The sequence below is a fragment of the Lelliottia nimipressuralis genome, assembly GCF_041464075.1.
In the GTDB taxonomy this organism is placed as follows: Bacteria; Pseudomonadota; Gammaproteobacteria; order Enterobacterales; family Enterobacteriaceae; genus Enterobacter; species Enterobacter nimipressuralis.
Window position 1 is genome coordinate 814,650 of sequence record NZ_CP167172.1, and the last position, 21,772, is coordinate 836,421.

Below are 21,772 nucleotides of genomic sequence, written 5' to 3' on the forward strand. Positions count from 1 at the left end.
AATCTTCACTCCGCTAAACTACTTTCCCCTAAAGGAGAGACGCTATGTTGGGTTGGGTGATTACCTGTCATGATGACGATGCCCAGGCAATGATCGATCGCCTGGAAAAAAAATTGGGTCCGCTGCCTCAGTGCCGGGCGGTGAACTACTGGCGCGGGCTGAGCACCAACATGCTAAGCCGTATGATGTGCGATGCGCTGCATGAGACGGATACCGGTGAAGGCGTCATTTTTATGACCGACAAATCGGGCGCTGCGCCGTATCGCGCCGCCGCGTTGTTGAGTCACAAGCATGAAAACTGTGAAGTGATTTCCGGGATTAACTACGCATTGCTGGAGATGATGTACCCGCTGCGCGAAACGCTGAGCAGCGCGGAGTTCCGCGATACGCTGGTCGGGCAGGAAATCCCCGGCGTCAGTAGCCTCTGGCATCAGCAGCAGAAAAACCCGCCTTTTGTCCTGCTCCACGATCTGTATAAGAATTAAACATTGGTATTGATGTCGCTTTTGCTACAATGGCGACTGATTTTTAGTGTCGATAATAATCCCATGTTTATACGCGTTTTTTCCCTTCTGTTGCTGCTGGTCTCCGGCGGCGTCTCTGCCAGTTTATTAAGCCAGCAGGGCTTACCCGCTCAATATATGCAAACCACTGAAGATGCGGCGATCTGGGCGCAGGTGGGCAACGAGGTTGTTAACGTCGGCAATGTGCGCGCGGGGCAGATTCTTGCAGTCGTTCCTACGGCGGCAGACTACTACGAATTTCGCTTCGGCTTTGGCACCGGGTTTATCGACAAAGGCCATCTGGAAAAGGTGCAGGGGAAACAGCGCGTACAGGACAGTCTGGGCGATCTCAATAAACCGCTCAGTAACCAGAATCTGATCACCTGGAAAGACACCCCGGTGTATAACGCACCCAACAGCGGCAGCGCCCCGTTTGGTACGCTGAGTTCAAACCTGCGCTATCCCATTCTCAGCAAGCTGAAAGACAGACTCAACCAGACCTGGTTTCAAATCCGCATGGGCAACCGTCTGGCGTGGATCAGCAGCCTGGATGCGCAGGAAGACAGCGGCATTCCGGTGATCACTTATCACCATATTTTGCGCGATGAAGAGAACACCCGTTTCCGCCACACCTCCACGACCACCAGCGTGCGCGCCTTTAACAACCAGATGACCTGGCTGCGCGATCAGGGTTACACCACGCTGACGCTCTATCAGCTGGAAGGCTACGTGCGCAATAAAATGAACCTGCCCGCCCGCGCGGTGGTGATTACCTTTGACGATGGTCTGAAGTCGGTCAACCGCTACGCGTGGCCGATTCTGAAGCAGTACGGCTTTAAGGCGACGGCGTTTATCATCTCGTCGCGAATCAAAGGCCATCCGCAGAAGTGGGACCCGAAATCGCTGCAATTTATGAGCGTGTCGGAGCTGAAAGAGATTCAGGATGTGTTTGATATTCAGTCGCACACCCACTTCCTGCACCGCGTCGATGGCAATAAACATCCTATTTTGCTGAGCCGTAGCTACCACGTCATTCTGTTTGATTTTGAACGCTCGCGGCGCTCGCTGGCACAGTTCAACCCGCGCGTGCTCTATCTCTCGTATCCGTTCGGCGGTTACGATGACAAAGCGGTGAAAGCGGCGAACGACGCCGGTTTTCATCTGGCGGTGACGACGGTAAAAGGGAAGGTGAAACCGGGAGATAATCCGTTCTTACTGAAACGCCTGTATATCTTAAGAACGGATTCGCTGGAGACAATGTCGCGGCTGATCAGCAATCAGCCGCAGGGGTAACATCAGGCAACCTGAACCGGTACGGCTTTCGCGGTACGTTTCATCTCGTTGTCGCCGTCAAAATAGGCCACTTTAGGCTGCCAGCTGCGCGCCTGTTCGTCCGGCATGGTGACGTAGGTGGCGATAATCAGGATATCGCCCACGTCAGCACAATGTGCCGCCGCGCCGTTGACGGAGATGATTTTTGAGCCGCGCTCACCGGCAATCGCATAGGTAGAGAAGCGTTTGCCGTTGGTTACGTTGTAAATATCAATGGCTTCGTATTCGAGAATACCCGCCGCCTCAAGGAAATCCTGGTCAATCGCGCAGGAACCTTCGTAATGCAGGTCTGCCTGCGTCACTTTGACGCGGTGAAGCTTACCTTGCAGCATTGTGCGAATCATAACGTTACCTTTACTCTTCATGCAGTCCCTCTCCGGCTGGAGAGGGCAGGGTGGGGGGAAACATTCCCCAGGCAAATATTAGCGCAGTATTGCCCGATTTTTAGTCGCTGTCTACTGCGTCAGCTCAACCACTTTGTTGTCGATGAGGCGCGCCTGACCGAGCCATGCGGCCACCAGAATCACCGCGCGTTTGCTGGTGTCTGAAAGCGCCAGCAGCGTGTCCGCATCGCGGATTTGAACGTCGTCGGCACGCAGCCCTTTTTCGTTCAGCTCCTGTTCCGCGATAGCGATAATCTCTTCCGCCGTCAGTTCGTTAGCTTCCAGCTTCTCCGCCATCGCGTTCATGACTTTGCTCAGCGCCGGCGCGATTTTGCGCTGGTCAGCGGTCAGATACCCGTTGCGTGAGCTGAGTGCCAGACCGTCTTTGGCGCGCACAATCGGCACGCCGACGATCTCAATGTCGTAGCCCATGTCTGCGACCATTTTGCGGATCAGGGCCAGCTGCTGGAAATCCTTCTCGCCAAAGCAGGCGATATCCGGCTGCACCAGGTTGAAGAGCTTGCTGACGATGGTCGAAACGCCGCGGAAATGCCCCGGACGGCTGGCCCCTTCGAGCATGGTTGAAATGCCCGGCACATCGACGAAGGTCGCCCCTTCGGTGCCCTGCGGATAAATATCGTCAGGCGTGGGTGAGAAGACGAAATCCACATGGTGTTTTTTGAGCTTTTCACAATCTTCCTGCAGCGTGCGCGGATAGCGCGCCAGATCGTCGGCACGATCGAACTGCATCGGGTTAACGAAAATCGTCACCACGACGACATCGGCGCGGGCTTTCGCTTCGTCGACCAGTTTCATGTGGCCATCATGCAGATTGCCCATGGTCGGGACCAGGGCGATACGTTTACCCTCCTGACGCAGGCGGCGAATGTGCTGACGCAGCAGTGGCAAGGTTTCAATGATTAGCACAATGAGACTCCTTAATGGAAACTGTGTTCTTCAGCCGGGTAAACACCGGATTCGACGTCGGCAATATACTGCCTGACCGCAGCGCGCATGTCGCCCGCGGTGCTTAGGAAATTCTTCGCAAATTTAGGGATGTGGCCGCCGGTGATGCCGAAAGCGTCGTGCATCACCAGGATTTGCCCGTCGGTCACGTTGCCTGCGCCAATGCCAATCACGGGGATTGAGAGCGCTTCGGTGACGCGTTTGGCCAGTTCAACGGGCACACACTCCAGCACCAACAGCTGCGCACCGGCGGCTTCCAGCGCCAGCGCGTCGTCCAGCAGCGTTTGACCTGCTTCGCCGCGCCCCTGAACTTTATATCCGCCGAAAATATTCACCGACTGCGGCGTTAAACCGAGATGGCCGCAAACCGGCACCGCGCGCTCGGTCAGTTTTTTTACGGTGTCGACCAGCCAGGCACCGCCTTCGATTTTCACCATATTGGCGCCTGCGCGCATCACGGCGGCGGCATTTTCGAAGGCTTGTTCTGGCGTGGCATAGGCCATGAAAGGCAGGTCGGAAAGCAGCAGGCACTCTGGTGCACCGCGACGAACGGCGCGGGTATGGTAAGCAATATTTTCTACCGTCACTGGCAGGGTGGAATCATGTCCTTGTACCGTCATCCCTAACGAGTCGCCGACCAGCATGACCTTAATGCCTTCGTCGGCAAACAGCTTCGCGAAGCTGTAGTCATAGGCGGTGATCGTGGCGAAGCGTTTTTTTTCCTGTTTGCATTTCTGCAATAAGGCGATGGTGGTTGGTTTCATAATGTTTCCTGATAGCCCAAAACGAATCTTTGCGCATTCTAACAGTAACATTCGGGGGAACAATGATTTTAGGCAACCGATTAACACCAATTATTTTAGGGGTTATCAGCAAAATAACGGGATTACCAGAGGGCGGGTTTTTCGACGTTGAGCTGCTGCAAAATCGCCTGCAGCGATTCGCCGTTGGGGAAGGTTAATTCAGGGGCGACTTCCCACAGCGGCCAGAGCATAAAACCGCGATTTTTCATGTCGTAATGCGGCACCGTCAGGCGTTCCGTATTAATGACTTCATCACCGAACAGCATGATATCGAGATCCAGCGTGCGTGGTCCCCAGCGTTCTGCTTTACGCTGGCGGCCCTGCTGAAGCTCAATACGCTGGGTGCTATCCAGCAAGGTTTCGGCATCGAGGGATGTTTCAAGCACCACGGCGGCGTTCAGGTAATCAGGCTGATCCTGCGGTCCGAGCGGCGGCGTGCGGTAAAACGCAGAAACCTTCACGAGGCGGCTCTGCGGGATCTCGCTTAACGCCTGAACGGCAGCATTAACCTGCTCCAGAGGAGAGGCCAGATTGCTGCCGATGGCGATATACGCGAGGGTCATGCGCTGCCTTCGCGGCGCGGGGCGCGCTTGCGTGGGCGACGATGACGGCGACGCGGTTCTGGCTCTTCATCCAGATTGGTGAGCATCCCTTTCTGTTCCGGCGGAGCGGAAACCTGGAATTCGCCCCACCACTGGGCCAGACTTTGCAGCTCTTTGTTGTTCTCGATCTCAGCGCGCAGCGCCAGCAGATCGTAAGCCGCGCGGAATTTCGGATGTTCCATCAGCTTCCACGCGCGCTTGCCCTGACGGCGAGACATGCGTAATTGCAGCTGCCAGATATCGCGAACCAGCGTGGTGATGCGCTTAGGAATCGCCAGCGTACGGCAGGCTTCGTCCAGCACGTCGTTGGCGGCCAGCGCAAAGGCATCGTAATAGGCCAGGCCGCTTTCCTGAGCAATTTTCTGCGCAGTTTCGAGCAGCGGATACCAGAACATCGCCGCGAACAGGAACGCCGGGTTCACACGCATATCGTTATGAATGCGGGTGTCAGTGTTTTTCAGCACCTGAGCGATAATGCGCTCCATCGGGCTGTCACCGCTTTCGGTGAAGTAGCGCACGATGGTCGGGAAGAGCGGCTGGAAAAGGCTGTTTTCGCGCAGCAGTTTATAGGTTTCATACCCGTAACCGGCTTGCAGCATTTTCAGCGCTTCTTCGAACAGACGCGCCGGTGGCACGTCGTTGATAAGCGTTGCCAGACGCGGAATCGGCTCAGCGGTCTCTGGGCTTATCTGCATATTCAGCTTGGCGGCGAAGCGCACGGCGCGCAGCATGCGCACCGGATCTTCGCGGTAGCGAGTTTCAGGATTGCCAATCAGGCGAATCACGCCCTCTTTCAGGTCCTGTACGCCGCCCACGAAATCACGCACCGTGAAATCGGCCACGCTGTAGTAAAGGCTGTTGATGGTGAAATCGCGACGCTGGGCATCTTCTTCGATGGAACCAAAGATGTTGTCACGCAGCAGCATGCCGTTCTGGCCACGCTGAGAGGTCGTGCGATCGGTTGGTGCGCCGGCTTCGTGATGGCCACGGAAGGTTGCCACTTCGATAATTTCCGGACCAAACATCACGTGTGCAAGACGGAAACGACGGCCTACCAGACGACAGTTGCGGAATAATTTACGCACCTGTTCCGGCGTGGCGCTGGTCGTCACATCAAAATCTTTTGGTTTTTTGCCAAGCAGTAAATCGCGAACCCCGCCGCCCACGAGATAGGCCTCGTAGCCTGCTTTATTCAGACGATAGAGCACCTTGAGGGCATTTTCACTGATATCTTTGCGGGAAATAGTGTGCTGCTCACGCGGAATAACCGACATATGGGATTGAGCAATAGCGTCATTCGCTACGCTCTCATCGCGGCTTAGCACCTTACGGCAAAAATTAGCGACTCGAGTAAAAATAGTACACCTCGGTAGTGTGTTTCATATATTGGACAAAAAATTACACGTCATCTTTTATGCTGCCTCTGCGTTGGCTGCCTTCGCTCTCACGGGCCATTTACATGCGTAAACTCGCGGTGATTCACTCAGTTGCCGCCTTGATACAGCGGAGATGCTTCGTGTAAAAAGCGGCTAATCATAGCTCAGCGAGACGCATTTGAGAATGCTGGATTTTTGGCACGGCAGAGAGCGACCAGCCCTCGACGGCTTTTTCCAGCAATTCATCAACGGATAAATCCTGCCATTCATTGTTCACATTTTGGTTTAGAAATCGTAATGCGTCGATCAAAACGGGGCGCGGATCCCCGTCAGGCAGCGCGGGCGCGTGATTCTGCTTGGAAAGTTTATTCCCGTGTTCATTCAGCGCCAGCGGCAAATGAATATAGTCCGGAACCTTCCAGCTTAACTGCTGGTAGAGCGAAATTTGTCGCACTGTCGGTTCAATCAAATCTGCGCCGCGCACAATTTCTGTCACGCCCTGGAAATGATCGTCCACCACCACAGCAAGATTATAAGCAAATAAGCCATCGCGACGATGAATAATAAAATCTTCACGCGCCAGACGCTCATCGGCGTTAATTTCGCCGAGCAGTAAATCCTTAAAGCGGGTGACAGGATGATGCTGAAGCAGACGCACCGCCGCATTCTCCGGCCCGTTATTCAGGGTTCGGCAATGGCCGTCATAGACGCCGCCTGCCTGCTGAATACGCGCACGGGTGCAGGTGCAGTAATAAGACAGCCCTTGCTCATACAGCCACGCCAGCTGTTCGCGGTAAGCCTCGTGGCGGTTTGACTGCCACAATACTTCTCCGTCCCAGTTCAAACCGTAATGTTCCAGCTGACGCAGGATGGTTTCTGCTGCACCGGGAACTTCACGAGGGGGATCAATATCTTCGATACGCACGCGCCAGAGGCCGTGCTGAGAACGCGCTTGCAGGTAGCTGCCGAGAGCGGCGATGAGCGAACCAAAGTGCAGCTCACCAGAGGGAGATGGCGCAAAGCGCCCGATATAGTCGGATTGAGGCATAGTCACAGCAGACAAAAAGTCACAAGGCGGGAGTGACTCCCGCCTTTATGATCGTTACGACAGAACAGGAATTAACCTGCCATCTGTTTTTCGCGGATTTCAGCCAGCGTTTTGCAGTCGATGCACAGATCGGCAGTCGGACGCGCTTCCAGGCGACGAATGCCAATTTCCACACCGCAGGACTCGCAGTATCCGAAATCTTCGTCCTCGACCTTCTTCAGCGTTTTCTCAATCTTTTTGATGAGTTTGCGTTCGCGGTCACGGTTACGCAGTTCGAGGCTGAACTCTTCTTCCTGAGCGGCACGGTCTACCGGGTCCGGGAAGTTTGCTGCTTCGTCTTGCATATGGGTAACAGTGCGATCGACTTCATCCCTAAGTTGATTACGCCATGCTTCAAGAATACGCTTGAAGTGAGACAGCTGGGCTTCGTTCATATACTCTTCGCCCGGTTTCTCTTGGTACGGCTCCACCCCAGCGATGGCGAGAATACTCAGGGACGATGTTTTACGGTTTTGCCCTTCTTGCATGTTGCTTCTCCTTAACACGCACTATCGATCCCCGTGTGGGGGAAAAATCAGGTCGCTATAAATAGCAGATGCTTTTCCGTAAGGCAATTATCTAAACGTAACACTTGACAAGCCTGTGAGGAAAAGCGTATTTGCGCACGCGGCCAGAACACCAAATCGTCATCTTCTAACCCCTTATAACACAACGGGGAGCGTCGACTTCAGAGTCATATTATCGGCAGAAAGTTCCGCTTTATAAGCGAAAACTTCTACCCCCTGCTTTTGTGCCTCATTCAACAATTGTGCGTACTTTGGGTCAATGTGGCGGGCGGGTGAGAATCGTTCAATCGCTGAATGCAACACCGCAAACAGCAATACGGCGCGCTTGCCCGCCGCCGCAACACTCATTAGCTCTCGCAGATGCTTTTGGCCGCGTAGCGTCACCGCATCCGGAAAGTAGCCATTATCCCTGTCTGCTAACGTCACTGATTTGACTTCAATATAGCACTCAGGGCGGTCATCCGCCTGTAGCATGAAGTCAATTCTGCTGCCTTCCTCGCCATATTTCACTTCGCCTTTCAGCGTGCTGTAACCCATAAGCTCTGGAATCAGCCCGGCGTCGATGGCCTCTTTCACCAGCGGGTTGGCGCGCTGGGTATTCACGCAGATAAAGGCGCCTTGCTGGGTCTCGGTGATTTCCCAGGTATGCGCATATTTACGCTTAAGATTGGCAGAGGTGGAGTACCAGACCGTATCGCCCGGCGTGGCGCAGCCCGTCATCGCGCCGGTGTTCGGGCAGTGCAACGTGAGATGCTCGCCCTCGGGGGTGATCACGTCGGCCAGAAAGCGCTTGTAGCGCTGAATCAGGGTGGCTTGCTGTAAGGCAGGGCTAAACTTCATCGTGAGTCCTTGATTATTCGCTTAACGTCCAGCGCGTCAGCGGCGTGTAGCGGGTGCGTCCCTGATGGAATACGGATTCGTAGAGGACAAATTCGGTTACCGGAAAGGCCCAGCTAAAGCCTGGGGCGGGAATGGCAACCGCATGCGCGGTATTACGCAGCAGGGTGAGGTGCGGGTGAAAGGGCTGCGGACTTTGATAGCAGCCACTGCGAGCGGCCTGGGCGCGCAGCAGATTCGCCAGCTGCAACAACCCGCGCGGCGGCTGACGCGTCCCGAGCCACACAACGCGAGAGCGCAGCCACTGCCCGGCGTCGTCCAGATTGAGGGTAAAACCCGGCTGGCGGATCCGCCCGGCCATCGCCGACAGCGCTTGCTGCTTTTCTGCGCTGACCTCACCGAGAAACGCCAGCGTCAGGTGTAAGTTGGCGGCCGCAACCGGGCGGCCCGCTTCGGTCGGAAAATTCGCCGCGCGCCAGCGGACGATTTGCCGCTGAACAGTGGCCGGTGGCTCAATGGCGAAAAACAGTCGTTTTGAATCAGACATAGGGGGGCTCGGTAATGATATGCGCCGATGCTACAATGTCCGCCGTCTAATGTTAACCCTCTGGAGCTGTTCGTGTCCTCATTGCCGGTCGCCGCCGTACTTCCCGAGCTACTTGCCGCGTTACAACATGCCCCTCAGATCCTGCTGAATGCGCCCACGGGCGCCGGTAAATCGACCTGGTTGCCGCTGCAGATCCTCAAAGAGGGGAATATTCCCGGAAAAATTCTTCTGCTGGAACCGCGCCGACTGGCGGCCCGCAACGTGGCACAACGCCTCGCCGAACTACTGAATGAAAAGCCGGGCGAAACGATCGGCTACCGCATGCGCGCCGAAACCTGCGTCGGCCCCGCGACGCGCCTCGAAGTGGTGACGGAGGGCATTCTCACCCGAATGCTGCAAAACGATCCGGAACTGAGCGGCGTGGGGCTGGTGATCCTCGATGAATTCCACGAACGCAGCCTGCAGGCTGATCTGGCGCTGGCGCTGCTGCTCGATGTTCAGCACGGGCTGCGCGACGATCTCAGGCTGCTGATGATGTCGGCGACGCTCGACAACCCACGTCTGCAACAAATCCTTCCCGATGCACCGGTGATCGCCTCCGAAGGGCGGGCATTTCCCGTCGATCGCCGCTACCAGTCGCTGTCGGCGAACCAGCGCTTTGATGAGGCGGTCGCTATCGCTACCGCGGAGCTGTTGCGCCACGAGTCTGGCTCGCTGCTGCTCTTTTTACCAGGCGTTGGCGAAATTCAGCGTGTGCAGGAGAAACTGGCGTCACGCGTTGGCAGCGATGTGCTGCTCTGCCCTCTGTATGGCGCACTGTCGCTGAACGAACAGCGTAAAGCGATTCTTCCGGCACCTGCCGGGCAGCGCAAGGTGGTGCTGGCGACCAACATTGCCGAAACCAGTTTAACGATCGAGGGCATTCGTCTGGTGGTCGATACGGCGCAGGAGAGGGTGGCGAGCTTCGATCCGCGCACCGGCCTGACCCGCCTGCTCACGCAGCGCATCAGCCAGGCATCCATGACCCAGCGCGCAGGCCGCGCCGGACGCCTGGAGCCGGGGATTTGTCTGCACCTGACCAGCGCCGAGCAGGCAGAACGTGCGGCGACGCAGAGCACGCCGGAAATTCTGCAAAGCGATCTCTCCGGTCTGCTGCTGGAGCTGTTGCAATGGGGCTGCCCGGATCCGAGTCAACTGGTCTGGCTCGATCAGCCGCCTGCGGTGAATCTGGCGGCGGCGCGCAGGCTGCTTACTCAGCTTGGTGCGCTAGAGAATGAACGCCTGACACCTCGCGGCCAGAAAATGGCGACCCTTGGCAACGAACCGCGTCTGGCGGCGATGCTGGTGGCGGCAAAAGAGGATGATGAAATCGCCACTTCCGCGAAGCTGGCGGCGATTCTGGAAGAGCCTCCGCGTGGCGGGAGCAGCGATTTGGCCTCGGCCTTTTCGCGCAATCAGCCCAACTGGCAGCAGCGCGCCCAGCGGCTTTGTCAGCGCCTGAACCGCCGTGGCGGAGCGCTGGACAGCGATCTGATTCCCGGCCTGCTGGCGCAGGCTTTCCCGGATCGCATCGCACGCAGGCGGGGCATCGATGGCCGCTACCAGCTGGCGAACGGCATGGGCGCGATGCTTGACAGCGATGACGCGCTCACTCGCCACGAATGGCTGATAGCACCGCTGCTGTTGCAGGGCAGTTCGTCCCCGGACGCGCGAATTTTACAGGCGATAGCGGTGGATATCGACGCGCTCACACGCGCCTGCCCGCAGCTGTTGCAGCAGTCGGACACCATCGAGTGGGACGACGCGCAGGGCACCCTGAAAGCATTTCGCCGAAGCCAGATCGGCAAACTGACCATCAGCGTTAAACCGCTGGCGAAACCGTCGGAAGACGAGCTGCATCAGGCGATGCTCAACGGAATTCGCGATAAAGGACTAACTGTGCTGAACTGGACGCCGGAAGCGGAACAGTATCGCCTGCGCTTACACTGCGCCGCGCGCTGGCTGCCGGAGTACCCGTGGCCCGAGGTGGACGACGATGCGCTGCTGGCCTCCCTGGAAACCTGGTTACTGCCAGAAATGGGCGGTGTGCACTCCCTGAAAGCGCTGAAATCACTGGATGTGAAGGCCGCGCTTGAGAATTTACTCGACTGGTCATTACGTCAACGACTGGTGAGTTCGCTCCCCTCGCATTACACTGTGCCGACCGGAAGCCGGATCGCCATTCGATATCATGAGGATAATCCTCCGGCACTGGCGGTACGGATGCAGGAGATGTTTGGTGAAGCCACCACGCCGTCGATAGCCGACGGGCGCGTTCCACTGGTGCTGGAGCTGCTGTCGCCCGCCCATCGTCCATTGCAAATCACGCGCGATCTCGGTGCTTTTTGGGCCGGTAGCTATCGCGACGTGCAGAAAGAGATGAAAGGGCGTTATCCGAAACACGTCTGGCCGGACGATCCGGCGAATACCGCGCCGACGCGGCGGACGAAGAAGTATTCATAGGTTTTGAGAGATTTCTTCTTTCACCGTTGGGTGGAAGAAAAGAGAATCGGGCCATTGCGCCTGGAATGTTGCGGAGAGAAAGCATGGCGGGGAATGACCGCGAGCCAATAGGACGTAAGGGTAAACCTGCGCGTCCGGCGAAGGAAAAAATCAGCCGTCGTCGCCTCAGAGATGAGGAGTATGACGATGACTATGAAGACGATGATGAGGATGAACCCATGCCGCGGAAAGGAAAAGGCAAAGGGCGGAAGCCTCGTGGCAGACGCGGCTGGTTCTGGCTGCTGCTGAAGCTGTTTATTGTATTTGTTGTTCTGATGGCGATTTACGGTGTGTACCTGGATCAGAAGATCCGCAGCCGTATCGATGGTAAAGTCTGGCAGTTACCTGCGGCGGTGTACGGTCGCATGGTGAACCTTGAGCCGGACATGTCCATCAGCAAGAACGAAATGGTCAAACTGCTGGAAGCCACGCAGTACCGTCAGGTGTCGAAAATGACCCGTCCTGGCGAGTTTACCGTGCAGGCGAGCAGCATCGAGATGATTCGCCGTCCGTTCGATTTCCCGGACAGCAAAGAGGGGCAGGTGCGCGCGCGTCTGACCTTTGACGGCGACCACCTGGAAACCATTGAGAACCTGGACAGCAACCGTCAGTTCGGTTTCTTCCGTCTCGACCCGCGCCTGATCACCATGCTCTCCTCGCCAAACGGCGAGCAGCGTCTGTTTGTCGCGCGTAATGGCTTCCCGGATCTGCTGGTTGATACCCTGCTGGCCACCGAAGACCGCCACTTCTACGAGCACGACGGCGTGAGCCTGTACTCCATCGGGCGTGCGGTGCTGGCGAACCTGACGGCCGGTCGTACGGTGCAGGGGGCGAGTACCCTGACCCAACAGCTGGTGAAAAACCTGTTCCTCTCCAGCGAACGCTCTTACTGGCGTAAAGCCAACGAAGCGTACATGGCTGTGCTGATGGACGCCCGCTACAGCAAAGACCGTATTCTTGAGCTGTACATGAACGAGGTGTATCTCGGTCAGAGCGGCGATAACGAAATCCGCGGTTTCCCGTTGGCGAGCCTCTACTACTTTGGCCGTCCGGTGGAAGAGCTGAGCCTCGACCAGCAGGCACTGCTGGTGGGGATGGTGAAAGGCGCGTCAATCTATAACCCGTGGCGCAACCCGAAACTGGCGCTGGAGCGTCGTAACCTGGTTCTGCGCTTGCTGCAACAGCAGCAGGTGATCGATCAGGAGCTGTACGACATGCTGAGCGCGCGTCCGCTGGGCGTGCAACCGCGCGGTGGCGTGATTTCGCCACAGCCTGCATTTATGCAGATGGTGCGTCAGGAGCTGCAGACCAAACTCGGCGACAAAGTGAAAGATCTCTCCGGCGTGAAGATCTTTACCACCTTTGACTCCGTGGCGCAGGACGCCGCTGAGAAAGCTGCCGTTGACGGCATTCCGGTGCTGAAAAAGCAGCGCAAGCTGAGCGATCTGGAAACCGCAATGGTCGTCGTCGATCGTTATAGCGGTGAAGTGCGCGCGATGGTGGGCGGGGCAGAGCCGCAGTTTGCGGGCTACAACCGTGCGATGCAGGCGCGTCGTTCGATTGGTTCTCTGGCAAAACCGGCGACCTATCTGACTGCTCTGAGCCAGCCGAATCAGTATCGACTCAATACCTGGATTGCCGATGCGCCGATTGCGCTGCGTCAGCCGAATGGCCAGGTATGGTCTCCGCAGAACGACGATAAACAGTTCAGCGGCCAGGTCATGCTGGTGGATGCTCTGACGCGCTCGATGAACGTCCCGACGGTTAACCTCGGTATGGCGCTGGGGCTGCCGGCGATCACCGACACCTGGCAGAAACTGGGTGTGCCAAAAGATCAGCTGCACCCGGTGCCAGCGATGATTCTGGGGGCGCTGAACCTGACGCCTATCGAAGTGGCGCAGGCCTTCCAGACCATCGCCAGTGGCGGTAACCGTGCGCAGCTCTCTGCGGTGCGCTCGGTGATTGCTGAAGACGGTACGGTGCTTTATCAGAGCTTCCCGCAGGCAGAACGCGTAGTTCCCGCGCAGGCCGCTTACATGACCCTGTGGACCATGCAGCAAGTGGTGCAGCGCGGTACGGGTCGCCAGTTGGGCGCGAAATATCCGGGCCTGCATCTGGCGGGTAAAACCGGGACTACCAACAACAACGTCGATACCTGGTTTGCCGGGATTGATGGCCGCGAAGTGGTGATCACCTGGGTTGGACGTGATAACAACCAGCCGACCCGTCTGTACGGTGCGAGCGGTGCGATGTCTATCTACCAGCGTTACCTGACCAACCAGTCGCCGGTGCCGCTGAACCTGACACCGCCAGAAGATATCGTCGATATGGGCGTGGATGAGTCGGGTAACTTCGTCTGCGGCGGCGGGATGCGTTCTCTGCCGGTCTGGACGGACAAACCGGAATCACTGTGCCAGCAAAGCCAGCCAGAACAGCCGACGGGCAATCCGTTTGAGCAGTCTCAGCCTCAACAGCAGCCGCAGCAGCAACAGCAGCAGCCGCAGAATGAGAAGAAAGACAGCGACGGCGTGGCGGGCTGGATCAAAGATATGTTTGGCAGTAACTAAGTCTGAGAATTCCCTCTCCTGCGGAAGAGGGAGTTTATTCACGCATAAAGAACATATTCCTAACCCTTATTTAATCCTGCTTTAACTCCTCATTTTCCCTCTGGTTATTTCTTAAACCCTCAATTCTTGTAGGGCCGCATATCGCTTGCTATGCCGCCAGCGTTTCGCATATTATTCTGCGGTCATAATAATAATTCTCGTTTACGTTATCATTCACTCTTTCATCAGAGATATACCAATGGCGCTCAAAACTGCTCAGCCAAAGAGTCCTTCGCTGCGTAAAATCGCGGTCGTTGTAGCCACAGCGGTAGGCGGCATGTCTGCTTTTGCACATGCGGCTGACACCCCCAAAAAAGAAGACACCATTACGGTGACGGCGGCCCCAGCGGCACAAGAAAGTGCATGGGGACCGGCGGCAACCATCGCGGCGCGTCAGTCCGCAACCGGCACCAAAACCGATACCCCTATTCAAAAAGTCCCGCAGTCTATTTCTGTGGTGACCTCCGAAGAGATGGCGCTGCATCAGCCACGCTCGGTGAAAGAGGCGTTGAGCTACACCCCAGGCGTTGCAGTTGGCACGCGTGGCGCATCAAACACCTATGACTATCTGGTCATTCGCGGCTTTGCAGCCGATGGTCAGAGCCAGAACAACTACCTCGACGGTATGAAGATGCAGGGCAACTTCTACAACGACGCGGTGATTGACCCTTATATGCTGGAGCGCGCTGAAATCATGCGCGGTCCGGTTTCCGTGCTGTACGGAAAAAGCAGCCCAGGCGGTTTGCTGAACATGGTGAGCAAGCGCCCAATGACGGAGCCGCTGAAAGAGATCCAGTTCAAAGTCGGCACCGACAGCCTGTTCCAGACCGGGTTTGACTTCAGCGATGCAATCGATGATGACGGCGTCTACTCCTACCGTCTGACCGGCGTAGCGCGTTCCAATAACGCCCAGCAGGAGCGTGCGGAAGAGCAGCGTTATGCTATCGCGCCGTCGTTCTCCTGGCGTCCGGATGACAAAACTAACTTCACCTTCCTCTCTTACTTCCAGAATGAGCCAGAAACGGGCTACTACGGCTGGTTGCCAAAAGAGGGTACGGTTGATCCGCTGCCAAACGGCAGCCGTCTGCCGACCGACTTCAACGAAGGTGCGAAGAACAATACCTACTCCCGTAACCAGAAAATGGTTGGGTACAGCTTCGACCACGAATTCAACGACACCTTTACCGTGCGTCAGAACCTGCGCTTTGCTGAGAATAAAACCTCGCAAAACAGCGTCTACGGTTACGGTGTCTGTACCGATCCGTCGAATGCGGGCAGCAAACAGTGTGCGGCCTTAGCGCCGGCGGACAAAGGTCATTATCTGGCGCGTAAATACGTGGTTGATGATGAGAAGCTGCAAAACTTCACCGTGGATACCCAGTTGCAGAGCAAATTTGCGACCGGTGCCGTTGACCACACCCTGCTGACCGGCGTTGACTTTATGCGCATGCGTAACGACATCAACTCCTGGTTCGGCTACGACGACTCCGTGCCGTTGCTGGATCTCTACAATCCGGTGTACACCGATTTCGATTTCAATTCGAAAGATCCGGCTACGTCCGGTCCGTATCAGATCCTGAACCGTCAGAAACAAACGGGCCTGTACGTTCAGGACCAGGCGCAGTGGGATAAAGTGCTGGTGACTCTGGGCGGTCGTTACGACTGGGCCGATCAGGAATCCTACAACCGAGTAGCCAATACCACCTCCAAACGTGACGATACCCAGTTCACCTGGCGTGGTGGCGTTAACTACCTGTTTGATAACGGCGTAACCCCGTACTTCAGCTACAGCGAATCCTTCGAACCGGCGTCTCAGACCGATGCGCAGGGTAAACTGTTCTCGCCGTCTAAAGGTAAGCAGTACGAAGCGGGCGTGAAATATGTGCCGAGCGATCGTCCTATCGTGTTGACCGGTGCGATCTACCAGCTGACCAAAACCAACAACCTGATGGCTGATCCGGCAGGCTCATTCTTCTCCGTTGAGGGTGGCGAAATTCGTTCACGCGGCGTGGAAATTGAAGCTAAAGCGGCGCTGTCTGCGAGTGTTAACGTCGTAGGTTCTTACACCTACACGGATGCGGAATACACCACCGACACCAACTACAAAGGCAACACGCCTGCGCAGGTGCCAAAACACATGGCTTCTCTGTGGGGTGACTACACCTTCTTTGATGGCGCACTGTCTGGCCTGACACTCGGGACCGGCGGCCGTCTGACCGGTTCCAGCTATGGCGACCCGGCGAACTCCTTCAAAGTGGGCAGTTACACCGTTGTCGATGCCCTGGTCCGTTACGATCTGGCGCGCTTCGGTATGGCGGGTTCCAACGTGGCGGTTCACGTCAACAACCTGTTGGATCGTGAATACGTCGCAAGCTGCTTCAACACCTACGGCTGCTTCTGGGGTGCTGAACGCCAGGTTGTCGCCACCGCGACCTTCCGCTTCTAATCTCTCTTCGGGCACGGTTCGCCGTGCCCTTTAACAAGTTGGCCACTATGCAGGAAAATAGACCGCACTCCGATACCACGTTTGCGCTTAATAACACCTCCTTTCGCGTCCCTGGACGCACGCTGCTGCATCCGCTCTCTTTGACATTCCCTGTCGGCAAAGTCACGGGCCTTATCGGTCACAACGGTTCGGGTAAATCCACCTTGCTCAAAATGCTGGGTCGCCATCAGCCGCCGTCCGAAGGGGAGATCCTGCTCGACGGGCAGCCGCTTGAGAGCTGGAAAAGCAAAGCCTTTGCCCGCAAAGTCGCCTATCTGCCGCAGCAACTGCCGCAGGCTGAAGGGATGACCGTGCGCGAACTGGTGGCGATTGGACGTTATCCGTGGCACGGCGCGCTCGGGCGGTTTGGTGTGGCTGACAGAGAGAAAGTGGAAGAGGCGATCGCGCTGGTGGGGTTAAAACCGCTGGCGCACCGTCTGGTGGATAGCCTCTCCGGCGGCGAGCGTCAGCGCGCGTGGATCGCGATGCTGGTGGCTCAGGACAGCAACTGCCTGCTGCTGGATGAGCCGACCTCGGCGCTGGACATCGCCCATCAGGTGGATGTGCTGGCGCTGATTCATCGCCTCAGCCAGCAGAAAGGGCTGACGGTGATCGCCGTTCTGCACGATATCAATATGGCCGCGCGCTACTGCGATTATCTGGTGGCCCTGCGTGGGGGCGAGATGATTGCGCAAGGTACGCCGTCTGAGCTGATGCGCGGCGAAACGCTGGAACTGATCTACGGAATTCCAATGGGTATCCTGCCTCACCCGGCAGGGGCTGCACCGGTGAGCTTTGTGTATTGATGCTGGATCCAACTTTGATAAGTCGCCGTCGGTTACTGACGGCGCTGGCGCTTTCGCCACTGCTGTTAAAAATGAATACCGCGCGTGCGGCTTCTATTGATCCGCATCGCATCGTGGCGCTGGAGTGGCTGCCGGTTGAGCTGATGCTGGCGCTGGGCATCGCACCGTACGGCGTGGCGGATATTCCTAACTACAACATGTGGGTCAACGAGCCGAAGATCCCCGCGTCAACCATCGATATCGGCCTGCGCACCGAGCCGAATCTCGAACTCCTGACGCAGATGAAACCCTCGTTTTTGGTCTGGTCTGCGGGCTACGGCCCTTCGCCGGAGACACTGGCGCGCATTGCGCCGGGCCGGGGGTTCACCTTCAGCGACGGTAAAAAACCGCTGACCATGGCGCGTCATTCGATTAATGAAATGGCCCAACTTCTGGACCGCGAGGCGGCGGCAAAACAGCACCTCGACCATTTCGACGGTTTTATCGATTCGCTCAAACCCCGCTTTGCCGCGCGTGGCAACCGTCCGTTGCTGATGGTCACGCTGCTGGATGCGCGTCATGTGCTGGTGTTTGGCAAAAACTGCCTGTTCCAGGAAGTGCTCGATCGCTTCGCTATTACAAATGCCTGGGAAGGGGAGATGACCTTCTGGGGCAGTACCACCGTCGGCATCGATCGTCTGGCGCAGTTCCGCGATGTGGATGTGCTCTGTTTCGATCATGGCAATGACCGTGAGATGCAAACTCTGATGGCGACGCCGCTGTGGCAGGCGATGCCGTTCGTGCGCGAGCAGCGTTTCCAGCGTGTGCCTGCGGTGTGGTTCTACGGAGCGACGCTGTCGGCGATGCACTTTGCCCGCGTGCTTGATGGCGCATTGGGAGGCAAAGCATGAGATCGCGGATCGCACTTTTCCCGACGCTGCTGTTAACCGTCGTTTTCGTCGTTGCACTGTTCTTAACCTGGTCAAATCTGTCGATTGCGCTGCCGCGCGCGCAGTGGGGCCAGGCCTTCTCCGTACCGGATATCGATAACATCCAGCAGATGCTGTTCCACTACAGCCTGTTGCCACGCCTGGCGATTTCATTGCTGGTGGGCGCGGGGCTGGGGCTGGTCGGCGTTCTGTTCCAGCAGGTGCTGCGTAACCCGCTGGCGGAACCGACGACGCTTGGGGTCGCCACTGGCGCACAGCTTGGTATCACGATTACCACGCTCTGGGCGCTGCCCGGCGCACTCACCAGCCAGTTCGCTGCGCTGGCGGGGGCCTGTGTGGTCGGTGCGCTGGTCTTCGGTGTGGCGTGGGGGAAACGTCTTTCTCCGGTAACGCTGATTCTGGCCGGGCTGGTGGTGAGCCTCTACTGCGGGGCCATCAACCAGCTGCTGGTGCTGTTCCATCATGACGAGCTGCAAAGCATGTTCCTGTGGAGCACCGGGACGCTGACCCAGACCGACTGGAGTATCGTGCAACGCCTGTGGCCACAGCTGATCGGCGGCGTAGTGCTGACCCTGCTGCTGCTGCGTCCGCTGACGCTGATGGGGCTGGATGATGGCGTGGCGCGCAATCTCGGGCTGGCGCTTTCTCTGGCACGTCTCGCCGCGCTGACGCTGGCGATTGTGCTCAGCGCACTGCTGGTAAATGCGGTCGGGATAATCGGTTTCATCGGCCTGTTTGCACCGTTACTGGCGAAAATGCTCGGTGCGCGCCGCCTGCTGTCGCGACTGATGCTGGCGCCGTTAATTGGGGCGTTGATCCTCTGGCTGTCGGATCAAATCATTCTCTGGCTCGCCCGCGTGTGGATGGAAGTCTCCACCGGTTCCGTCACCGCATTGATTGGCGCGCCGCTGCTGCTGTGGCTGCTGCCGCGTCTGCGCAGCATGAGCGCGCCCGCGATGGACGCCGGGGATAAAGTCTATGCCGAGCGTCAGCACATTCAGTGGTTTGTGCTGACCGGGCTGATCGTGTTGCTGTTTGTCGCGTGGATTGCCCTCTCACTGGGGCGCGATGCGAGCGGCTGGCACTGGGCGACAGGCCCGATGCTGGATGAACTGCTGCAATGGCGCTGGCCGCGTATTTTCTCGGCGCTGATCGCAGGCGTGATGCTGGCGGTCGCCGGGTGCATTATCCAGCGTCTGACGGGTAACCCGATGGCCAGTCCGGAAGTGCTGGGCATCAGCTCCGGCGCGGCGTTTGGTGTGGTGATGATGCTGTTCTTCGTACCGGGCGATGCGTTTGGCTGGCTGATGCCTGCGGGCAGTATCGGTGCCGCCGCCACGCTGATGATCATTATGATCGCCGCCGGTCGCGGGGGCTTTTCTCCGCACCGGATGCTGCTTGCCGGTATGGCGCTTAGCACTGCATTTACCATGCTGTTGATGATGCTGCAGGCCAGCGGCGATCCGCGCATGGCGCAGATCCTGACCTGGATCTCGGGTTCGACTTACGGCGCGACGGGGACACAGGTGGTGCATTCCGGGATTGCGATGATCTTGCTGCTGGCAATCACGCCGTTGTGCCGCCGCTGGATGACGATTCTGCCGCTGGGCGGTGAAACGGCACGCGCGGTCGGGATTGCACTGACGCCATCGCGCGTCGGCTTGCTGCTGCTGGCGGCCTGCCTGACTGCCGTCGCGACCATGACCATCGGCCCACTCAGCTTTGTTGGCCTGATGGCGCCGCACATCGCGCGCATGATGGGGTTCCGCCGCACGATGCCGCATATCGTGATCTCCGCGCTGGTGGGCGGGATGATACTGGCGATCGCAGACTGGCTGGGCAGGATGGTGCTGTTTCCGTATCAGATCCCGGCGGGGCTGCTGTCGACATTTATTGGTGCGCCGTACTTTATTTATTTGCTGAGAAAGCAGAGCCGATAAAAAAACGGCAGCCGAGAGGCTGCCGTTTTTCTTTTACTTTGTTAGCCGCGTGGCGATTAAAGCTTCGCAAACACCTTACGCGCTGCGTCGATGGTGTTATTGATATCTTCTTCGCTGTGCGCTACGGACATAAAGCCCGCTTCAAACGCTGACGGTGCCAGATACACGCCCTCTTCCAGCATCAGATGGAAGAAACGCTTAAAGCGCTCAACGTCGCACTTCACCACGTCCTGATAGCAGGTCACGGTTTTCGCATCGGTGAAGAAGATCCCGAACATGCCGCCCACATGGTTCACCACCAGCGGAATGCCCGTTTCTTCCGCGGCTTCCAGCAGCCCGTTAGCCAGTTGGGTGGTCAAATCGGTCAGGGTTTCGTGAATACCCGGCTGCGCCACTTCGGTCAGGCAGGCAAAACCTGCCGCCATCGCAATCGGGTTACCGGACAGGGTGCCCGCCTGATAAACCGGACCCGTCGGGGCCAGCGCTTCCATCACCTCTTTGCGTCCACCAAAGGCGCCCACCGGCATACCGCCGCCGATGATTTTACCCAGACAGGTCAGGTCTGGTACCACGTCGTAATAAGACTGAGCACCCGCCAGCGCCACGCGGAAGCCGGTCATTACTTCGTCGATGATCAGCAGCGCACCGAATTCGTCGCACAGCGCGCGCAGGCCTGGCAGGAATTCTGGCTGCGGAGGGATACAGTTCATGTTACCCGCGACCGGTTCCACGATGATGCAGGCGATCTCCTGCGGATACTGTTCGAAGGCGGCGCGAACCGTCTCCAGATCGTTATAGGTGCAGGTCAGGGTGTGTTTGGCAAAATCTGCCGGTACGCCCGGAGAGTTCGGCTGGCCGAGGGTCAGCGCGCCGGAACCGGCTTTTACCAGCAGACAGTCGGCATGGCCGTGATAGCAGCCTTCGAATTTGATAATTTTGTCGCGACCGGTGAAGCCGCGCGCAAGGCGGATAGCGCTCATGGTGGCTTCCGTACCGGAGTTCACCATGCGCACCATGTCCATGGTCGGGACCAGTTCGGTCACCAGTTCCGCCATTTTGACTTCCATCTCGGTAGGTGCACCGAAGCTCAGGCCGCGCTGTGCCGCTTCAATCACCGCATTGCGGATAGTCGGGTGGTTGTGACCCAGCACCATCGGACCCCAGGAGCCGACATAATCGATATAGGCTTTGCCGTCCACATCGTACAGATACGCGCCGTCCGCACGTTCAATAAACAGCGGCGTTCCGCCGACGCCCGTAAAGGCGCGAACAGGAGAGTTGACCCCGCCTGGGATTAGCTCGCGTGCTGCACTGTAGAGGTTTTCAGACTTACTCATAGCGTCGTTCCTGGTTCGTAGAAAAGGGTTTAGCCAGCTATTCTAAGGGATTCGCCGAAGGTTATAAAATTTTTGCCCCAATGATCCTGAACAATTGTTTAGGATTTTTCAGGCGACGGGCAGCGTCAGGGGCATTAAAATCCCTGCGTTAATTGTATGACCAAT

18 protein-coding genes are annotated in these 21,772 nt (G+C 57.5%); 8 read left to right on the forward strand and 10 right to left on the reverse strand.

Annotated elements, in window-relative coordinates; genetic code table 11:
- Positions 1–44 precede the first annotated feature (44 nt).
- Both ACB496_RS03795 and ACB496_RS03800 read left to right on the forward strand, forming a co-directional pair.
- Positions 45–485, forward strand: coding sequence for a PTS sugar transporter subunit IIA (locus tag ACB496_RS03795; RefSeq protein ID WP_100777587.1), 441 nt, complete (start codon positions 45–47; stop codon positions 483–485).
- A 63-nt stretch (positions 486–548) separates the two neighbouring features.
- On the forward strand, positions 549–1,796 hold the full coding sequence (locus tag ACB496_RS03800; RefSeq protein WP_100777586.1) for a polysaccharide deacetylase family protein: 1,248 nt from the start codon (positions 549–551) through the stop codon (positions 1,794–1,796).
- Positions 1,797–1,798: 2 nt separating this feature from the next.
- Here the strand turns inward: ACB496_RS03800 and panD are convergent, their stop codons facing one another.
- The 9 genes from panD to thpR form a co-directional block, all read right to left on the reverse strand.
- Positions 1,799–2,179, reverse strand: a complete 381-nt coding sequence (gene panD, locus ACB496_RS03805) for an aspartate 1-decarboxylase (protein ID WP_095284178.1) — start codon at positions 2,177–2,179, stop codon at positions 1,799–1,801.
- Positions 2,180–2,290: 111 nt separating this feature from the next.
- A complete protein-coding gene (panC, locus tag ACB496_RS03810) occupies positions 2,291–3,145 on the reverse strand; it encodes a pantoate--beta-alanine ligase (RefSeq protein WP_100777585.1) in 855 nt (284 codons plus the stop codon).
- Between the two features lie 11 nt (positions 3,146–3,156).
- Positions 3,157–3,948, reverse strand: a complete 792-nt coding sequence (gene panB / locus ACB496_RS03815) for a 3-methyl-2-oxobutanoate hydroxymethyltransferase (protein ID WP_371974499.1) — start codon at positions 3,946–3,948, stop codon at positions 3,157–3,159.
- A 122-nt stretch (positions 3,949–4,070) separates the two neighbouring features.
- Complete coding sequence (gene folK, locus ACB496_RS03820; protein ID WP_371974501.1) at positions 4,071–4,550, reverse strand: 2-amino-4-hydroxy-6-hydroxymethyldihydropteridine diphosphokinase; 480 nt, start codon at positions 4,548–4,550, stop codon at positions 4,071–4,073.
- Positions 4,547–5,947, reverse strand: coding sequence for a polynucleotide adenylyltransferase PcnB (gene pcnB, locus ACB496_RS03825; RefSeq protein WP_100777582.1), 1,401 nt, complete (start codon positions 5,945–5,947; stop codon positions 4,547–4,549). The genes folK and pcnB overlap by 4 nt, the downstream gene beginning before the upstream one ends.
- 175 nt (positions 5,948–6,122) lie before the next feature.
- Positions 6,123–7,013 (reverse strand): tRNA glutamyl-Q(34) synthetase GluQRS, encoded by an 891-nt coding sequence (gene gluQRS, locus ACB496_RS03830; RefSeq protein ID WP_371974503.1) that lies wholly within the window; start codon positions 7,011–7,013, stop codon positions 6,123–6,125.
- Positions 7,014–7,084: 71 nt separating this feature from the next.
- The gene (gene dksA / locus ACB496_RS03835) at positions 7,085–7,540 is read right to left on the reverse strand and encodes an RNA polymerase-binding protein DksA (protein WP_001155232.1); all 456 of its coding nucleotides are present in this window, start codon (positions 7,538–7,540) and stop codon (positions 7,085–7,087) included.
- Positions 7,541–7,714: 174 nt separating this feature from the next.
- Positions 7,715–8,419, reverse strand: a complete 705-nt coding sequence (gene sfsA, locus ACB496_RS03840; RefSeq protein ID WP_100777580.1) for a DNA/RNA nuclease SfsA — start codon at positions 8,417–8,419, stop codon at positions 7,715–7,717.
- A 13-nt stretch (positions 8,420–8,432) separates the two neighbouring features.
- On the reverse strand, positions 8,433–8,963 hold the full coding sequence (gene thpR / locus ACB496_RS03845; RefSeq protein ID WP_123429470.1) for an RNA 2',3'-cyclic phosphodiesterase: 531 nt from the start codon (positions 8,961–8,963) through the stop codon (positions 8,433–8,435).
- Positions 8,964–9,035: 72 nt separating this feature from the next.
- Here thpR and hrpB point away from each other — a divergent pair, with 72 nt between their 5' ends.
- From hrpB to fhuB, 6 genes are all read left to right on the forward strand, one after another.
- Positions 9,036–11,465 (forward strand): ATP-dependent helicase HrpB, encoded by a 2,430-nt coding sequence (hrpB, locus tag ACB496_RS03850; protein ID WP_371974507.1) that lies wholly within the window; start codon positions 9,036–9,038, stop codon positions 11,463–11,465.
- Between the two features lie 83 nt (positions 11,466–11,548).
- Positions 11,549–14,071, forward strand: coding sequence for a bifunctional glycosyl transferase/transpeptidase (gene mrcB / locus ACB496_RS03855; protein ID WP_100777577.1), 2,523 nt, complete (start codon positions 11,549–11,551; stop codon positions 14,069–14,071).
- A 238-nt stretch (positions 14,072–14,309) separates the two neighbouring features.
- A complete protein-coding gene (gene fhuA / locus ACB496_RS03860; RefSeq protein ID WP_371974508.1) occupies positions 14,310–16,556 on the forward strand; it encodes a ferrichrome porin FhuA in 2,247 nt (748 codons plus the stop codon).
- Positions 16,557–16,603: 47 nt separating this feature from the next.
- Complete coding sequence (fhuC, locus tag ACB496_RS03865; RefSeq protein WP_371974509.1) at positions 16,604–17,401, forward strand: Fe3+-hydroxamate ABC transporter ATP-binding protein FhuC; 798 nt, start codon at positions 16,604–16,606, stop codon at positions 17,399–17,401.
- Positions 17,401–18,291, forward strand: coding sequence for a Fe(3+)-hydroxamate ABC transporter substrate-binding protein FhuD (fhuD, locus tag ACB496_RS03870; protein ID WP_100777574.1), 891 nt, complete (start codon positions 17,401–17,403; stop codon positions 18,289–18,291). The genes fhuC and fhuD overlap by 1 nt, the downstream gene beginning before the upstream one ends.
- Positions 18,288–20,270: a Fe(3+)-hydroxamate ABC transporter permease FhuB gene (gene fhuB, locus ACB496_RS03875; RefSeq protein ID WP_371974510.1), complete on the forward strand. Its 1,983-nt coding sequence runs from the start codon at positions 18,288–18,290 to the stop codon at positions 20,268–20,270. The genes fhuD and fhuB overlap by 4 nt, the downstream gene beginning before the upstream one ends.
- A gap of 56 nt (positions 20,271–20,326) precedes the next feature.
- Here the strand turns inward: fhuB and hemL are convergent, their stop codons facing one another.
- Entirely contained in the window at positions 20,327–21,607 is a 1,281-nt protein-coding gene (gene hemL, locus ACB496_RS03880) for a glutamate-1-semialdehyde 2,1-aminomutase (protein ID WP_100777572.1), read from the reverse strand.
- Positions 21,608–21,772 lie beyond the last annotated feature (165 nt).